This window comes from Lysinibacillus sp. FSL K6-1151 (assembly GCF_038630755.1).
Classification (GTDB): Bacteria; Bacillota; Bacilli; order Bacillales_A; family Planococcaceae; genus Lysinibacillus; species Lysinibacillus fusiformis_D.
On record NZ_CP152040.1, the window covers coordinates 3,024,173 to 3,040,921 of the forward strand.

Consider the following 16,749-nt stretch of genomic DNA (forward strand, 5'->3'; position numbering starts at 1 on the left):
GCCGAAAAAAGATGCCTCCATTTACAGTTGGAGACATCCTACATAAATTAAGAGAACACATAGCTATCCATAGTATCCATTGTATTTTGAATGGCATCTTTCAATGATCGTTGCTGTTCTCCGCAAGAGGCTAGTGCATCCTCCAAAGCGAGTGCGGCATTCGCCATAAATGGAGCCATTTGTAAATCCTTCGCCAATTGAATAAGGACTAGTGCTTTATTCCATTTCCAACGAGGATTTATAGGATCTAGTTGAATCGCTTGCTCTAAATAACCAAGTGCATCAAAAGGCATCCAACCAAAGCGATGCATTGTCTGCCCCGTAATCCCCCAGTAGACAGCCTTATTTGGGTTTTCCTTTACTGCTTGTTGAAAGCAGTGAACACTCTCATTGTAGTGGTGAGCAAATAAAAACAGCTCCCCTTGTGTAAAAAAGGATTGAGCCCTATCGGATGGTGTGCCTGTTTTCGCAGCTTCCTCTAATTGCTGAATACGCTTGGCAAATGCCTCTTCCTCTTCTATTGCACGTATTTCCACCACCAAATCCGATTCAGGGTAGCTTTCATCAGCTCTTTCTGCATGCTGTACTTCCCCATGTGCTGTAGGCTTTGGGTAGCGATCAAGATCATATTGTTCGAATAAAGCCATGTATTTTTGTGCCCGTGCTTTTTCTTCTTCGCTTGTCACCTGCTTCGCCAATTCATAGCATTTCATCAGTTCACCGTTATAAAAATAATCATCCATTGACATTGTCGATTCCTCCAGTGTACAACTTTTCAGTATTTTTAGTATACACTACAAAAACCAAAAGAGACTGTATCAAAAGTTATTTTGATACAGTCTCTTAATGTGGAAAAGAAAACCATCCATAATAGCATTTTTGTGAAAGGTAAAAAAGGATTTCTGTTGTAGGCTACTTGCTTTCCTGTGGGCGAGCGCCGAGCCGCTTCCTCTGCTACCGCTCCGTTTAGAGGCTCGCCTGTCTCGCTATCCCACGGGACTCAAGTAGCCTTCCACCCCATAAAATAAAAATGTTAACTTTTTAGCAAAGGTTCAAGTGAAGGCATTCACTACTCTTTTATGGAGGGGTGTTGTCACACATCACTTCTCCACATTGAAAATAAGAGGCTATCCTCTCTTATAATATAAATAATGGTCTATTTTGTTCAGGAAAAGACACTTTTGCAGAAAGGTTGATTGGAGTGGAGCCAGCGTCACTCCTAGGGAATTTAGCGTCATAGAGGAGACCCTGGAGCGAACGCAGTGAGTGAAGCGGCTCATCGGACGCCCCCTGGAAAGGACGCTGGCGGAACGGAAATCAACCTCTTACCTTGTTAAAAAGTCTTGTTCTGCTATTAACATCATCTTTTTCAACAACATGAGACTGTATCAAAAGTTATTTTGATACAGTCTCTACTTCTCTATTTCTTTAACACGACGGTATTTAAAAAAGTACGTAAATCCTCTTCTTTAAGAGCTCCTACAAAGCGATTTACTTCTTTACCACCTTCGAAATGAATAAATGTCGGTGTTGCTTCAATATTATACTTATTCCATAAATCTTCATATTCATAGACATTCAATTGTGCAACATCAACACCTAGCTCATCGGCAACTGGCATTAATACTGGTGTAAATGCTTGGCAGTGAACACAAATTGGACTGAAGAAGTAAGCATTAACCGCTTCACCAGCTTCAATTTTAGCTTCTAGTTCATCTGGTAACATAATGTTTTGATAGTTTTTATCGTCTAATTGATCGATTGTTTCTTGTTTTAGCTTTTTATCGCCGTAAGGGTTGTTTGCGCTTTCTAATTTACTCTTGTTTGAGACATTGGTAAGCACAATAATTGCTGCAAATAATACAACAATCACTGAGCCAATAATTAATAATTTTTTCACTAAAATAGTGACCTCCTTTTTTACACTAAAAGCCTAATTTTAGTGTATTCGCGTTTGATTATAAAGTGTTTTGAAAACCTAGTAAACTAATTTGCCTTTAAATGAAGATATTTCACATTTATAACATAATTTTAAGTATATTTGGGAACATACATAATGAGAGATCATGCAAATTTTGAAATGTGGGGTGATTTAGATGAAAAACTCGTTCCAGCATGTTTTTCAAATTTATACAAAGGATATCCGAAATATTGTTACCAATTGGGTCGTAGCTGTCATTATAGGTGGACTTATTTTCCTGCCTTCTCTTTACGCATGGTTGAATATTTATGCTTCCATGGACCCGTACGCCCACACAGCTAATATGAAGATCGCAATAGTCAATGAAGATAAGGGAACTACTGTTAGAGATGATGCCATCAATGTTGGAAAAGAGGTCATAGAGAATTTACGTACTAATAATAGCTTTACATGGGAGCTAGAGACGGAGAAACAAGCGCTGGCACAATTAAAAAATGGCGAATACTTCGCTGCCATTGTCATCCCCCATGATTTTTCCGAAAAGCTAACTTCCATTCTAACCGATCAACCAACGAAAGCTCATATCGATTATTATGTAAATGAAAAAAAGAATCCTATTGCCCCTAAAATTACAAGTAAAGGTGCAAGTGTCCTTACACAGCAAGTTTCGAATGAATTTGTGTCGACTGTCAACGGCACTCTTTTTTCCATTTTTAATACAATTGGCGTTGAAATGGAGCGTGACATTCCTGATTTTCGCAAATTTGAAAACTATGTCTTTACAATCGAACAGCATTTACCTGATATCAATTCATTTTTGACTCAAGCCTCTACGCAAGGGCAGGATGCAAATCAATTACTGAATCAAGCACTTACACAAATACCTCAAGTAGAACAACTTACAACAGATGGTTTAACGACCATTCAGAAGGGTTTACATTTAGTGAATGAAGCGGATGTTCTGTTTAATGAGCTGTCACCTGTTATCAAACAAGATGTAGCCACTGTCCAAACTATCGCACAACACTTTTCAGATATCATAAATAAGCTCAATAATATCGACTTAGATCCATCCTCCTTTGCTCAAACGAAGGAAGCATTGCAACAGCAATTGACAACCGCCAAAGATAACATCACTAATAGTATTCAAACGCTTGAAGCTTTGCAAAAATTAATTCAAGCTGATGCCTTAACACGACAGCAATTAGAGAAGTCTTTGACAACTATTATCAATTCTTTACAGGAAAATAATGCCGAAGAGAATCAGTCACTCATTGAACAGCTTACAACGATCCGTGAAGCCTTACAGCATCAACCAAGCTTCATTGATTCCACGACAAACGCTCTTAGCGCATTACAACAGTTACATGCTTTACATGACGATGTACTAAATAAACTGGCACAAGTAAAGCCAATTGATAAGGAAGTCGTCAAGCAGGATATTGTCGCTATTCAAAACATGGCACAAAACGCAACGACTAATTTGCAGAAATTTTTATCCTATTATAATGATAGTCTAGAGCCACAAATTCGATCCACCTTAGCTAGTGCTAAACAAACATTAACAAATGCTTCGGCTATGCTGACGGATGTAAAGCAATTCATTCCACAAGCAACAGCTAAATTGTCACAGGCTAAAAATACACTAGGAACGGCTAATAATGCTATTCAAAAAATACAAACGGAATTTCCGACTTTAAGCTCAAAAATTAAGGAATTAGCGACTAAACTGCGGACACTAGAAGAGGAAGCCGATATTGCAGAGATTGTGCAATTACTGAAAAATGACGTCAATGCTGAACGCAATTTCTTTGAGGAACCTATTAAACTGCAGGAGCATCGCTTATTCCCTATTGTAAATTATGGAACAGCTATGACACCGTTTTACACTGTGCTATCTATTTGGGTAGGTTGTTTACTGTTAATTTCATTATTATCTGTGAATCTTCATGGCAATTCATCTTACAGTATTCGTGATATATACTTTGGTCGACTTTTAACATTTGGAACTTTTTCTTTTATCCAAACATTGATTATTACCATCGGCGATACATTTTTAGTAGACGGCTCTATTCAAGCACCCGTTTACTTTATCTTATTTGGTCTTTTCATTAGTCTCGTATTTATAACCGTTGTGTATACACTCGTATCCGTCTTTGGAAATGTAGGGAAAGCATTAGCTATCGTGATGCTTGTGCTACAAATTGCAGGGTCTGGTGGGACATATCCTGTCGAATTATTACCAAGGTTTTTCCAAATAATCAATCCATTTTTACCTTTTACGTATGCTATAGAATTAATGCGTGAAGCTGTAGGAGGGATAATTTGGTCCACAGTTTGGGTGGATCTCCTCTTCTTAGCAGGTTTCTGGTTCATTTTTATCCTGTTCGGCTTTTTCTTAAAGAAATTATTGAGCGAGAAAATGGAACATTTCATGAACAAAACACGTGGATTAGATATATTTCATTGATTTTCAAATAGACTGCCTGTAAATGTTTACGGAAACGATGTTATAATGGAAGTATTGTAAACATGTAGGAGGCGCTATTTTTGAAGAAAACGATTTCTATTTTTGTTGTATTGGCGTTATTATTATTAAGTGCATGTGGTAAAGATAAAAACAGTGTTGAATCGAACCATGAAGCTAATGACGCTTCACATGAAGGACATACACAAGCTTCAGGTGATATACAGGAAGAAACCGCTTCGGCTGATGTCCTGCCATCCTTTTTAGACGATAAACAGGAAAATATTCGTTTAGTCTATCAGCTTGCAGGACAATCGACAGAGGTTCTAGAATGGATGCCATGCTATTGCGGTTGTGGCGAATCAGTAGGCCATAAAAGTAATTTAAACTGCTTTATTCAGGACAAACGAGAAGACGGATCCATCGTCTGGGATGATCATGGAACACGTTGTTTAGTATGCTTAGAGATTGCTGTACAGTCCGCACAAATGCATAAAGAAGGAAAAAGCCTAAAAGAAATTCGTCAGGTCATTGATGATACTTATAAAGAAGGCTATGCAAAGCCAACACCAACTGATATGCCTGCATAAAAAAGCAAAGTCGCACGCGACTTTGCTTTTATTTTTTCAATTGATTTTTCTTCCTTTTGCGAAGAATGATATATAGAATTACTGCGATGACAATAATCAGCCCCACAAATTCCGCAATTAAGACATAGGAGATCTCACCTTTTTTATCTACGTTTATAACGCCGTTATTAGCATGCTGATTCACTGCCACTACAAATTGTCCTTCTTTTGTTTCAATCGCAGCAGCTATCTGTGAATCCGTCTCTTTTAAATGGCTATAAAAGTCTCCCGTTATGGGAGTATCTCCAAATGAATGAATCCATAGTAAAGGCTCATTAACCTGCCAGAAATTTTTTGTTATAAATGCATATTGACCAATAGCCTCAGGTAAAAATCCTTGTTTGATGAACTGCTTAGTTGTATGCGGAATCGTGGTAGCATGTTGTGACAGCCATGTCAGATGCTCCATATCTCCCGTAAAAATAACTGCATGCTTTTGTAACTTTTCCTTTGTGACATTTTTGTCCTTCATCAGTGTGATTTGCGCCATTTTTCCATTCATCATTAATGCTTTATAAAGCGACACCATTTTTGTATCATCCATATTTTCGTTACTAGGGATGACCATTAACGTATTTTCATGAAAGGCATTGGGGAAATCACGTAATGTAAAGGTTGGCTCTGCTGTATCTTTTACAATGGACAATGTGCTGTCACTATCAATATACAGCCAGTATCGCTCATTAGTTGTTTCACACGGATCTTCAAGTTGGAAGCCCGTTACCTCAAATTGAAGATCTGTCATTGATTGCTTGTTAAGCACGTTGGTTTGGATCGGTATGATCGCCTCGTACATATCTGATGTTGTTTGTTCTAATTTTCGTAAATCTACAGCATGTGGCACATTATTAATATAAGCAATCAATTCTAATTTTCGATCCTCGTCCTCTTTACTGCTCGGTATAGTAGCAGATTTTTTTAAGATCAATCGCATCGTCGCTTCTTTATTTGCCTCTAGTTGCGGCAAGGAAACATAATAATGAGGTGTCATTGTGACTTGACTAGATAAAAGTCGGTCCTCAAAGCCAAATTGCTGGAATGGAATCGTTGTGTCGGATGTCTGTTCCACTGTCGGTACATCTTTAATCGCTACTGTATTACCGATTAATTGCTCGAATAGTCTTGCTTCGGTTAAAAATGATAGTCGATCCTGTATCACTTGAGCATTCGAAGAGGTTACCACTAAAAGTTGAACTTTTCGATTAGAGTCTGTATTCAAAAGTTCCTGCATTGTCAGTGTCATTGCATCATCCGTAACACTTATGTTGTTTACTATTTTTTTCAATAGGCTTGTACTAAATTCGGTTTTCGCCCCGACGATAATGATTGGACCTGACGCTTTACTAACAGCATCTTCTCGTTTAATCTGTACATCTATATCACCATGTTCGGATAAAAAAGCAGCAAGCTGATAGCCACTGTTTAATGTGGCTTCAGAGGCCTGCTTCGGTAAAACAACCGTCGTGACATAGCCCTCATAACCTAAAAATGCAGCAGGATAACTTGTTAAGGACCCTGCCTGACTTTCCTCGCTGAATGCTGAAATAGATGATAATATTTCGATGCGTAACCAATTCCCTGCATTGCCTGGAGCGACGCAAATTCCTTCTTTCAGAATGCCATAAAAACTAGCTGTTATTTTATGTGAGCCTTGTAACAGTGCTTCTTTTGGAAGATTGACCGTAACAGTTTGTTTTAATAAATCGGCTCTCAATGGCACTGTTTTAAGTGCTACATCATCCACTTTCACCGTGAAGGAGGACGGTGCTATCAGTAGTTCTGAATGCTGAATTTGAAATGTCACTTGTTGATTATTTGAGGGAACATCCTCAGTTAAATTGTAGTAAAAATCTCTGGACGAAGAAGGCCCCTGTAATTCGATTGGCTGTGCTAATAACGGCTTTTTCTGCTGTTGATTGCCCTCTATTGCAATTATGTTGTCATCCACGGTAATGGTTGCCGCAACTGCATCGTTAGCAAAACATAAAAAACCAATACAAAATAACAATGAATAGAAGAATTTGGTTCTCATTATTCTGCTCCTTTATCTGATTGCTTGGAAAAACGCTCTGTTTTATACCATTGAACTTCCTGCCCTGTAAACATGCGTTTTATTTCTAATAGTAATGACCAAACGACTAGCACGATCCACATTTGCGAATAGGTAAAATACATAAGTATGACATAGAAGAAATTTTTTCGATTCATTTCTGTTTTTTCAATACTTAAAGTAATCATAACTTCGCCTAGGAAAAGTAAAAAGGCTAATACCCATAAAACAAGGGCAATATCGCCAACGGTCAAACCAATATCATAAAATAAATTAATGATAAACAAAGTATTGGATAGTATAACGCCAAAGAAAAATAAGAAATACGTAAAGAAGAAGTAAAATAAATCAAACATAATACTTTTTCTTTTTAAGGTAAAAAATTGACTCAAGAACTTTAGCACTACATATTGATTGCCCCTTGCCCACCTTGTGCGTTGCTTCCACCATACTTTTAATGTTTCTGGCTCTTGCTCCCATGTAATTGCCTTTGGGAAAAAGCGGATGTGGTAGCCTAAATTATAAACACGAATGGTCAGCTCTGTATCTTCTGCTAATGCTTTTACATCCCAACCACCTAATTGCTCTAAAACAGTGCGCCGGATAGCAAAATTAGTGCCAGGTATGGTAGCCACCTTAAACCATTTCCAACGCCCTCCCTGAGCCATCCATTGGAAACATATCGTTTCAATATTAATAAAGCGTGTCAACCACGTTTCCGCTGCGTTGATAACACGAAACTTCCCTACCGTAGCAGCTGCTTTCGGATCATTTATTAATCCCATCACTAAATACCAAACTGCCATCCGTTCAGGAGTATTATCAGCATCATAGACCACTACGATATCGCCTGTTGAATCAGCAAGTGCCGAATTTAACGCAGAGGATTTCCCTTTCCCCTTGTTCGGCTCTACTGTTTCAATCACACGAATAAATGGAAATTTCTTAGCGTATTGCTCTGCAATCGCACCTGTTTCATCAGAGGAATTATCATTAATGACAATCACCTCTAGTTGATCTTTAGGATAATATAAACGAGACATGGCCCTTAGTGTCTGGTCGATCACGAGCGCTTCATTGTGAGCAGGGATAAAGATACTAACAGAAGGAACTTTGTCCATTTTTTTAGCCCATTCATCAATCGGTTTTTCAAATGTACGAAAGTGTAAATAACCACCCTCCATTAAAAACATATGATAAAGTAACATGATCCAAATGAGGAAAAGTGAAATAAAAAATAATGTATTAGCCATTTGTTTTCCTCTCCTCAAATAATCTCTTACGTAATGTGATACGTAAACGTAAGGTACTTATAAAAAATAATGTAACAAATAGGGAAACAATGAAAACGAGCGCCCATAATATTAACTCAAATGGTCGTTCATCAAATGAAATTTTTAATCGTTCTAAGTTCGAAAACGATAAGTGAATAGTTTGTTTACCCTTTTCATCCTGCACAATCGAAACGTTCTCTGATGTTACTTGCTGTTTCGTATGACGGAAATCGAAAAATTCGATTTGTGGATGTTCCCTTAAATAAGCTACAAGATCCTCTACATAGGAAGCATTTAAATAGGCTGGATATTGAATACCAATGATGGAGCTAGGCACTTTTAATAATCGATCTATTTCCTGTTGGACAGGATATAGAGGAAGATTGTCCGTACTGTCAATAGACCCAACCGTCATCGGGTAAATGATGCGATTGTCAATTTTCGATAGATATAATTGTTGATTTCCTTGTTGTATACTCCCTTTAAATAAGGGGCTATCACCATTGATGACTGTAGGATAAATTTTACGAAGTACTAAATAATCAAGACTTCTTTCAGTTGGAATAGTAGTGGATGATGAAAGAATAAATGGATAATTTTCCTTTTGCAATTGTTGCAAATAACTTAATAATTTTTTATTGTCGTGCAAGTGATAGGATTTTTTTTCATGCTCATCCATGAAAATGGGTGTGACTTCAAGAGCAATGGGTATTTTTTTTTCAGAAAATCCCATCACTACCTCTTTTAACTTTTGCACATCTGTTTTCATATTAATATCTGTTAACACAATATAGCCAGGATGTATCTGTGGCTTGGGTAATTGTAAAAGCTCGCCTATAATAGCAGGCCATTGATAGGACCATGTATCTTTATTGATGAATTCTCCAATAAATGACCATTTGTCCTTGCTGATGATAAAAGGATAGGATTGGTTTACTGATAAAGCCCTCTGGATTATTTTTGAATCATCGGTTGGTAGTAAACTGTTCCACCGCACAGGGCTATGTAAACTTTCTTCTCCTATCGCTCTAAGTTCCACTACTGGACCTTCCTGCCATTTGGAAAAGGGTGAAAATTGAAGCGCATTGTCACCTATCAACAGTACGAACCCTTTGAATTGATTCAGTGCAGACAGTGCTTGAGGAGGAAGTTTTGTTGGGTAGGCGTTCATTACAACGACGCGTTTGTATGGTTGCAGCTTTTGTTTGTTGATATCTTCTATCGAAACAACATTTACTGATGTGTAACTCTGCAATATGGCTTGCAATGCGATTACATCCTCATTTGGCTGTTGGTTACTTGTGACATAGATCAAAGCTACGTCCTTATCAGAATCGGCTGCAAAGACCAACTCTTGGTTGATGAAAGTATAAAAACAAAGCATGCCAATGGCGAACCATAAACGATAGTTAGAGCGCACTTGTTTTCATCTCTCTTTCCAGTTCTTCTAATAATTCATCAAATGTTGATTCCTTCAGTGGATGATAGGTAAAAAAGCTTGTTTTATAACGGAGCGTCACCCATTTTTCATTTAACAATTGGTGATTTTTTAAAGCCTGGTCCAATTTGTCATAAATAACTTCCATATGCTCATCCGTCGTATCAATTAGCAGTAAGCCGATATGGTCTTCACGAAATCGAAATTTTTTATCTGTCTGCCTAACAGTTTGTTGAATCCTTTGAGAGAGCTGTTGCCATAAATGTTGGACTTCTTTCGCTCCATAAAGTTGTTGGAACTTGCGATAATTTTCAATCTTCAACACCATAAAAACAAAGGTATGCTTATGTCGATCCGCTCGTCGCATTTCCTCATTGACACTAATATACATACGTGCCTCATTATCAAATCCAGTTTCAACATCAATCGCTACATATTTTCTAACATCTTCTTGCAACTTTTTTAAATAGTTTTCCTGTTCTTTCATTAATTCATGCATCTTACCAGCACAAAGAATGAGTAGCAGCAATATGATGCCATATATGAAAAATATCTGCATAGAGAAGGTAGAATTTAAAAATGTCATGGATCCAGATATTCCTGTATAGAGAAGTGTTGATCCTGTAATAAAAATAAAGACAAGGCTACTGATAAGCCCAAATACCGTCCCTCTCCAAAGGGTGAGAACAAGTAAGAGCATTAAAAACATGTATAGTAATAAGCCTTCAACATCCTGTCGCAATAAAAAATAAGCAGGTATTTGCAAGAGTAAAATAAGAATGGTCCCATATACCAAAATCGCTCTATTTTTAGTCATTGTTGTACGCATTTTCTACCTCCCTTTCTGCTAATAGTGGTAGTAAATTATCAAAACTATGCGTTGACTGCGTTTTTTTATCAACATAGCCTGTTGTAGGGTCTTTCAAAGCTGACATTTTTTCGATGAACTGTTGTGCTAATTGCTGCTCATTTAAGGCAATCATATAACGAGCTGCCATTGCATAAACGGCTGGTGATTCATAGCTAACTGTTGATTCGTTTGTTTGTGCATTGTATCGACCATACAATTTATCGTCTCTTTTTAGAAGGTTTAACAGCCAGTTTTTAAATGCGGCTGTATCTCCATTCATTGAAGCCAGATGATAAGCCGTATACAATTGATCAATCATGTGTAGTTCCTCATCAAACACATAGCTCTTAGAAGGAATATCATAATATTTTGGAAAAAACCCTGCCTCAGTGAGTGGCGCATTTTGCAAAATTGCTAACTGATGCTGAACTTGTTGTTGTGATAACACATCATATTTTTCCATTTCTTTGAAAGCAGAAGGCATAATATAGCTAATTGTTAGTGTCTGGGCTTTATCATGAGTATAAACATCCACATAATCGACAAATAGATTTTGATTCATCCCATATTGAACTAACTGATCTCCCATGTTTTTACCCAATTGTATGTAAGACGAATCATGCCATTTTTCACCTGCTTCCAGTAAAACACGAATGATTCGTAAATCATCAATCAGGGCGTTTACCGTAGCTTTTTTTGAGCCCTCTATTCTCCAGACAATCATATCATTTGTTAAAAAATAGGATTTCATGACATTCACCTGGTCATTGAAACGAGCTTGATCGTCTTTTTCTAATAGGTACGCAAGCCATAACCCTACTGATTCTGATAAAAATAAATCCTTTTGGTTTGTTAAATCTGTGCTTAACAACCCTTTATCATTCAGTAAATCTTGAATAACAAACTGTTCCGTTGGTGAAAGAGGTTCTTTTTGAACAGTCACTTCTTTCACCGTACAACTAATCAAAAAAAGAACAACACTACCTATAAACAGCAACCATTTATTATTTTTACGCATTGTCATCATCCTCATTAATCGTTATTTCCCTATAATGAAATCCCGCCTTTTTATTATAGTATACAATAATTAGAATGGCGAAGCTTTTATAAGAGTAGTGTCCTACGCGTATCTGTTTCCATAAAAAAAGATGTCCGAAAAAGGTCTATAGACCCATCGAACACCTACCATATTTATATAAAATCATTATATTTTTGTACATTATTATTAAAAGCAAAAATTATTATTACAAAGATTGCATGTTCCAGACCAATTGTTTCAATTTTAACTTCCTTTTACTTCACTAACTGTAAAATTGTTTTAAAATGTTCATGGTCTGCACGTTGTAACAGCTCGTATAAAATCATCTCTGTGCTCGTTGGATAAATACCAAGTGCATTCATCTTAGTTAGCCCGATTTCTTTATTTGCCTTTGTTCGAGAAGACACAGCATCTACCACAACTTCCACTTCAAATCCTTGTTCCTTCAATTGTCTCGCCGTTTGGTACACACATATATGTGTTTCGATACCCGTGACAATAAATTGTGAACGTCCGCTTTCCTTCATCGCCTCCACAAATGCCTCTTCCTGGCAAGCACTAAAAGCCATTTTAGCAATGGGTTGCCCTTGTAAATGCTGGGCTATATCCAGTGCTGTTCCACCTAAACGACTTGGATTTTGTTCGAGCCATAAAATAGGTACTTCAAGTGCTTGCATGGCTTGTACCAACTTTGCTACATTGTCAATCATCGCTTCACTGTCATCCACAATTGTCGCTAACTTTCCTTGTACGTCCACAACCACTAAACAAGCTTTCTCTACTGTAAACATTTTGAACACCTCTTTTTCCTATTCTCTCTTATGATTATACAAAATCTTGCTTTACCTGTCGTAAAGTAAGAAGTCCCTTTCTTCAAAAATAGAGAGTACTGCAATCGATTTTGCTTGTTTTGGTGCTTCTTATACATTTTATCTATAATGGTAGAATAATTCCCATATCTTCAAAAACGAACATTGCACGAATTAAATCACAGCAATATGTATAAATCACGAAATATACAACTTATTTATTTGACCAAAACTTCTTTTCATTCGTATTTAACCTTCAAAACAGACTTAAATGTGACCATTTTGTTGCGAGTCTGTCGCTATTCTGCTCAAATATTAAGAATTTTATTTTTTCTCTTGAAAATTGGGGTATAATCCAGTAAAGTTCTGTTATTAACCAAACAAGGAGTGTACCACTTTGACACAACGTGCATACAATTTCAACGCAGGTCCATCTGCACTACCACAAGAAGTATTAGAAAAAGCTCAAGAGCAATTAGTAAACTTCCGTGATTCAGGTATGTCCATTATGGAAATGAGTCACCGTAGTGCTATTTTCGACGAAGTACATAACGAAGCCATTGCTTTATTAAAAAAACTTTATGCCATTCCAGAAAACTATGAGGTGCTATTTTTACAAGGTGGCGCAAGTCTTCAATTTACAATGATTCCTATGAACTTCTTAACAACTGAGCAAAAAGCTAGCTATGTATTATCAGGCTCATGGTCTGAAAAAGCTTTTAAGGAAGCGAAATTGTTTGGTACACCTGTTGAAGCTGCAAGCACAAAAGAAAACCAATACCGCAATATTCCTGCTTTAGCAGACATTCAATTCAATGAAGATGATGCCTATGTACACATCACATCAAATAATACGATCTACGGTACACAATGGAGAAATTATCCTGACACAGGAAATGTTCCATTAATTGCCGATATGTCTAGTGATATTCTGTCAAAACCAGTGGATATTGAAAAATTCGGAATCATCTATGCAGGCGCTCAAAAAAACCTTGGTCCATCAGGGGTAACGGTCGTCATTATTCGCAAAGATCTGCTTGAGAAAGCCAATAAAAATATCCCAACAATGCTGAAATACACAACACACGCTGATAGTAATTCACTGTATAATACACCACCGACATTTGGTATCTATATGCTAGGAGAGGTGTTAAAGTGGGTAGAAGCTAAAGGTGGCGTAGCTGCAATTGAAAAACACAATGAATTAAAGGCCAAAGTGATTTATGATGCCATTGACAATAGTAATGGCTTCTACAAAGGTCATGCGGCTTCAGATAGCCGTTCTTTAATGAACATTACATTCCGTGTTGCAGATGAGGAGCTTGAAAAGCAATTCCTTGCAGAGGCGAAGGCAGCAGGCTTTGTAGGGCTAAACGGGCATCGATCTGTAGGTGGCTGTCGTGCTTCCACTTACAATGCAGTGCCTCTTGAGGCTTGTGAGGCTTTACGAGATTTCATGGTAGCGTTCCAACAAAAACATCAATAGACTTATACTAAACGACGACGAATTACGTTTCTGTAATGACTCGTCGTTTTTTGTTTAAAAAAATCATGCAAATCTATCCCCCTACAAATCATTTGAATTAGATATTTATAGCAATTTTTCAGCTTAGGGCTTTACACAATGCAAAAGATTTTGAGAAAAATATAGATTTTTAAGCTGCCTATCGGACATATCGCCAGCCTCTAGTTATGCACCAAACATAGATTATTAGTGTAAGGGTTACCCTTACGAAACTAGAGGAAGGGAGGTCTAGACGATGGAAGATAAACGATATACGACACAGATGAACTGGCAAGGCTGTAAATGTCCTAAAAAGGTTGAAAAATGCTGTCAACGTAAAGTTGAGAAATGTCCTTGTCAAAAAGAGGAAAAATGTACACCAAGAATGAGCAGCAACTGTAGAAGTTGTATTTGTCAACAATTAAGAAAATTAGAGCTTGCTACTACACTAGATATCTTCTTATCTGGAGGTATTAGCTTCTTAGGTGTGACTTTCATTTCTTTCGATCCACGAACTTGCTGTGCATACTTCCTTGAGCCAGGTGCAGCACCTGCTTCTCCTTTAATTGTAGATTGTAATAAAATTGTTGCGATCCGTAGAGTAGCAGTAGCTTAATAAGTTAAGAGGGTAGCCCTATATAGGTACTACCCTCTTTCTACATAGAAAAAACGCTGTCGTCTTTTAATTTGACAGCGTTTCATGCTTACAATCTGGACATTTGCCATATATTTCGAACTTATGATTTTCAATTTCATAGTCAGGCAATTTTTCTCCTAGCATTTCCATTGGGCAAAGATTCAGCTCTTTGACGTTGCCACAGTCCATACAGATGAAATGATGGTGATGATGGGCAGATTCACAGTGCATACGGAAGTTACGTTCTCCTGATAGCTCCGTTTCTTCTAAAATCCCCAGCTTCACAAAAGTAGCAAGGTTGCGATAAATAGTATCAAAACTCATTCCTGGAAAATCTTTTTTTAAAACGTCCAATAAGTCACGGGCTGTCAGATATTTATCTGTTGCAGCAAACATATCTAATAGTAACTCCCGTTTATCTGTTTTTTTATAGCCATTTTCTTTTAATATTTCCCACGCTCTTGAAACATTCATTGCGCTACCTCCCCCTGCTTTGCAGCCATTTTAAACGCTACTTTCTTTCCTAGGATTACCAGTAACAAAATCAAAATCGAAGTGACAACAATCGTACCACCCGGCGCTAAATCCATATAAAAGGCACTAATTAGACCAATTAAGACAGCCGTTTCTCCAAAGAGGATAGCATAGATGATCGTTTGCTTAAAGCCTTTTGCCAAGCGCATTGCAGCTGCAACAGGTAACGTCATTAATGATGACACAAGTAAAATCCCTACTATGCGCATACTTGCTGCAATGACAAGTGCTGTCACAATCATAAATAAAAGATGAACCCAACGTGCCGGCAGTCCACTAGCTTTTGCATATTCCTCATCGAAAGATAAAACAAATAATTCTTTAAAAAATAAAAACAAAAAGACAATGACAACAGCTGCAATTCCGATTACAACCCATAAGTCTTGGCGTGACACTGCAGATACCGAGCCAAATAAATAGCTCATTAAATCTGTGCTAAAGCCACTAGCCAGTGAGATGAAGATGGCACTTATGCCGATACCACCTGACATAATGATGGGAATGGCCAACTCCTCATAGTGTTTATACAAACGTCTTAGACGCTCAATTAAAATAGAGCCACTAACAGAGGCTAGTATTCCTAGATAAATAGGATTGAGCATGGCTAAGGCTGTTACAGATTGACTGATATATAAGCTCCCCGCAATTCCTGCAAGTGTTACATGTGACAAAGCGTCCGCAATTAAGGATAACCTTCGTACAACAATAAACACACCTAATAATGGAGCAAGAATGCCAATTAATAATCCAGAGAAAAAGGCATTTTGTAAAAATTCATAGTTTAAAATTGCTTCAATCATGGTGCCTACTCCTTCTAATGAATCTTTCTCACGGAATGACCATACCAAGCGTCTAGCGCATCCTGGGAGATATTATCAAAGTCATTTTTATAGCCGTGGAAGTGAATGGTTTGATTTAAACATGCCACATGGCTAATGCGATTCGATACCGTATCGACATCGTGTGTGACAAGAATCATGGTAATTCCTTGTTCCCGATTCAATTTCGCCAGCATATCATAAAATGACTGCACATTCTCATGATCAATGCCGACAGTTGGCTCATCTAAAATGAGTAGTTTTGGATCACTAACTAAAGCTCTTGCAATAAAGACGCGTTGTTGTTGTCCACCAGATAGCTCGCCAATGTTACGATGCATAAAAGCATCCATGCCAACTGCTTTTAAAGCTGCTTGAACTTTCCCTTTAGCATCTCGCCCTGGTCTTTTAAAGAGCCCTATTTTTTTCGTTAATCCACTTTTCACGACCTCTTGCACAGTTGCTGGGAATCCAGAATTAAAGGCATTAGATTTTTGAGAAACATAGCCAATCCATTCACGATGCTTGAAGGTTGCACTTGGTTCACCAAATAATTTTATTTCTCCAGACAAAGGCTTTAATAAACCTAAAATGATTTTTAATAGCGTTGATTTCCCAGAACCATTCGGACCGAGAAGTGCTAAAAAATCACCCTCTTCTACACGAAAAGAGATGTTTTTTAAAACGTGTGTATAGTCATATTGAAATGACACATTTTCAATATCAATAAGTGTTGTTTTCATGCATGATCGCTTCTTTCTAATTCAAAATCATTACGA

15 protein-coding genes are annotated in these 16,749 nt (G+C 37.5%); 4 read left to right on the forward strand and 11 right to left on the reverse strand.

Annotated features, from left to right (window positions below):
• Positions 1–47: 47 nt before the first annotated feature.
• The gene (locus tag MHI04_RS14595) at positions 48–749 is read right to left on the reverse strand and encodes an O-linked GlcNAc transferase (RefSeq protein ID WP_058844803.1); all 702 of its coding nucleotides are present in this window, start codon (positions 747–749) and stop codon (positions 48–50) included.
• Between the two features lie 671 nt (positions 750–1,420).
• Entirely contained in the window at positions 1,421–1,900 is a 480-nt protein-coding gene (locus MHI04_RS14600) for a thioredoxin family protein (protein WP_036120381.1), read from the reverse strand.
• Between the two features lie 196 nt (positions 1,901–2,096).
• Here MHI04_RS14600 and MHI04_RS14605 point away from each other — a divergent pair, with 196 nt between their 5' ends.
• Entirely contained in the window at positions 2,097–4,391 is a 2,295-nt protein-coding gene (locus MHI04_RS14605; protein ID WP_342534968.1) for a YhgE/Pip domain-containing protein, read from the forward strand.
• An 80-nt stretch (positions 4,392–4,471) separates the two neighbouring features.
• Positions 4,472–4,978, forward strand: coding sequence for a PCYCGC motif-containing (lipo)protein (locus tag MHI04_RS14610; protein WP_036120389.1), 507 nt, complete (start codon positions 4,472–4,474; stop codon positions 4,976–4,978).
• Between the two features lie 28 nt (positions 4,979–5,006).
• Here the strand turns inward: MHI04_RS14610 and MHI04_RS14615 are convergent, their stop codons facing one another.
• The 6 genes from MHI04_RS14615 to MHI04_RS14640 all read right to left on the reverse strand — a co-directional run bounded on the left by MHI04_RS14615 (position 5,007) and on the right by MHI04_RS14640 (position 12,459).
• Positions 5,007–7,049 carry a cellulose biosynthesis cyclic di-GMP-binding regulatory protein BcsB gene (locus MHI04_RS14615; RefSeq protein ID WP_342534969.1) on the reverse strand — a complete coding sequence of 681 codons (2,043 nt, stop codon included), beginning with the start codon at positions 7,047–7,049 and terminating at the stop codon, positions 5,007–5,009.
• On the reverse strand, positions 7,049–8,320 hold the full coding sequence (locus tag MHI04_RS14620; protein WP_058844123.1) for a glycosyltransferase family 2 protein: 1,272 nt from the start codon (positions 8,318–8,320) through the stop codon (positions 7,049–7,051). The genes MHI04_RS14615 and MHI04_RS14620 overlap by 1 nt, the downstream gene beginning before the upstream one ends.
• Complete coding sequence (locus tag MHI04_RS14625; protein WP_342534970.1) at positions 8,313–9,761, reverse strand: DUF2334 domain-containing protein; 1,449 nt, start codon at positions 9,759–9,761, stop codon at positions 8,313–8,315. Before MHI04_RS14625 ends, MHI04_RS14620 begins: the two co-directional genes overlap by 8 nt.
• Positions 9,751–10,608, reverse strand: coding sequence for a diguanylate cyclase (locus MHI04_RS14630; protein WP_271910335.1), 858 nt, complete (start codon positions 10,606–10,608; stop codon positions 9,751–9,753). The genes MHI04_RS14625 and MHI04_RS14630 overlap by 11 nt, the downstream gene beginning before the upstream one ends.
• Positions 10,589–11,647 carry a hypothetical protein gene (locus MHI04_RS14635; RefSeq protein ID WP_271910336.1) on the reverse strand — a complete coding sequence of 353 codons (1,059 nt, stop codon included), beginning with the start codon at positions 11,645–11,647 and terminating at the stop codon, positions 10,589–10,591. Before MHI04_RS14635 ends, MHI04_RS14630 begins: the two co-directional genes overlap by 20 nt.
• 275 nt (positions 11,648–11,922) lie before the next feature.
• Positions 11,923–12,459 (reverse strand): hydrolase, encoded by a 537-nt coding sequence (locus MHI04_RS14640; RefSeq protein WP_036120402.1) that lies wholly within the window; start codon positions 12,457–12,459, stop codon positions 11,923–11,925.
• Between the two features lie 415 nt (positions 12,460–12,874).
• Here MHI04_RS14640 and serC point away from each other — a divergent pair, with 415 nt between their 5' ends.
• Positions 12,875–13,963, forward strand: coding sequence for a 3-phosphoserine/phosphohydroxythreonine transaminase (serC, locus tag MHI04_RS14645; RefSeq protein WP_271910337.1), 1,089 nt, complete (start codon positions 12,875–12,877; stop codon positions 13,961–13,963).
• Positions 13,964–14,237: 274 nt separating this feature from the next.
• A complete protein-coding gene (locus MHI04_RS14650; RefSeq protein WP_036120408.1) occupies positions 14,238–14,597 on the forward strand; it encodes a hypothetical protein in 360 nt (119 codons plus the stop codon).
• Positions 14,598–14,663: 66 nt separating this feature from the next.
• On the opposite strand, the gene MHI04_RS14655 is transcribed toward MHI04_RS14650, so the two are convergent.
• Genes MHI04_RS14655 through MHI04_RS14665 form a run of 3 tightly spaced genes read right to left on the reverse strand, consistent with a single transcriptional unit; the run spans position 14,664 to position 16,713 of the window.
• The gene (locus MHI04_RS14655) at positions 14,664–15,092 is read right to left on the reverse strand and encodes a Fur family transcriptional regulator (protein ID WP_036120410.1); all 429 of its coding nucleotides are present in this window, start codon (positions 15,090–15,092) and stop codon (positions 14,664–14,666) included.
• Complete coding sequence (locus MHI04_RS14660) at positions 15,089–15,952, reverse strand: metal ABC transporter permease (protein ID WP_036120412.1); 864 nt, start codon at positions 15,950–15,952, stop codon at positions 15,089–15,091. The genes MHI04_RS14655 and MHI04_RS14660 overlap by 4 nt, the downstream gene beginning before the upstream one ends.
• A gap of 14 nt (positions 15,953–15,966) precedes the next feature.
• Positions 15,967–16,713 (reverse strand): ABC transporter ATP-binding protein, encoded by a 747-nt coding sequence (locus MHI04_RS14665; protein WP_036120413.1) that lies wholly within the window; start codon positions 16,711–16,713, stop codon positions 15,967–15,969.
• Positions 16,714–16,749 lie beyond the last annotated feature (36 nt).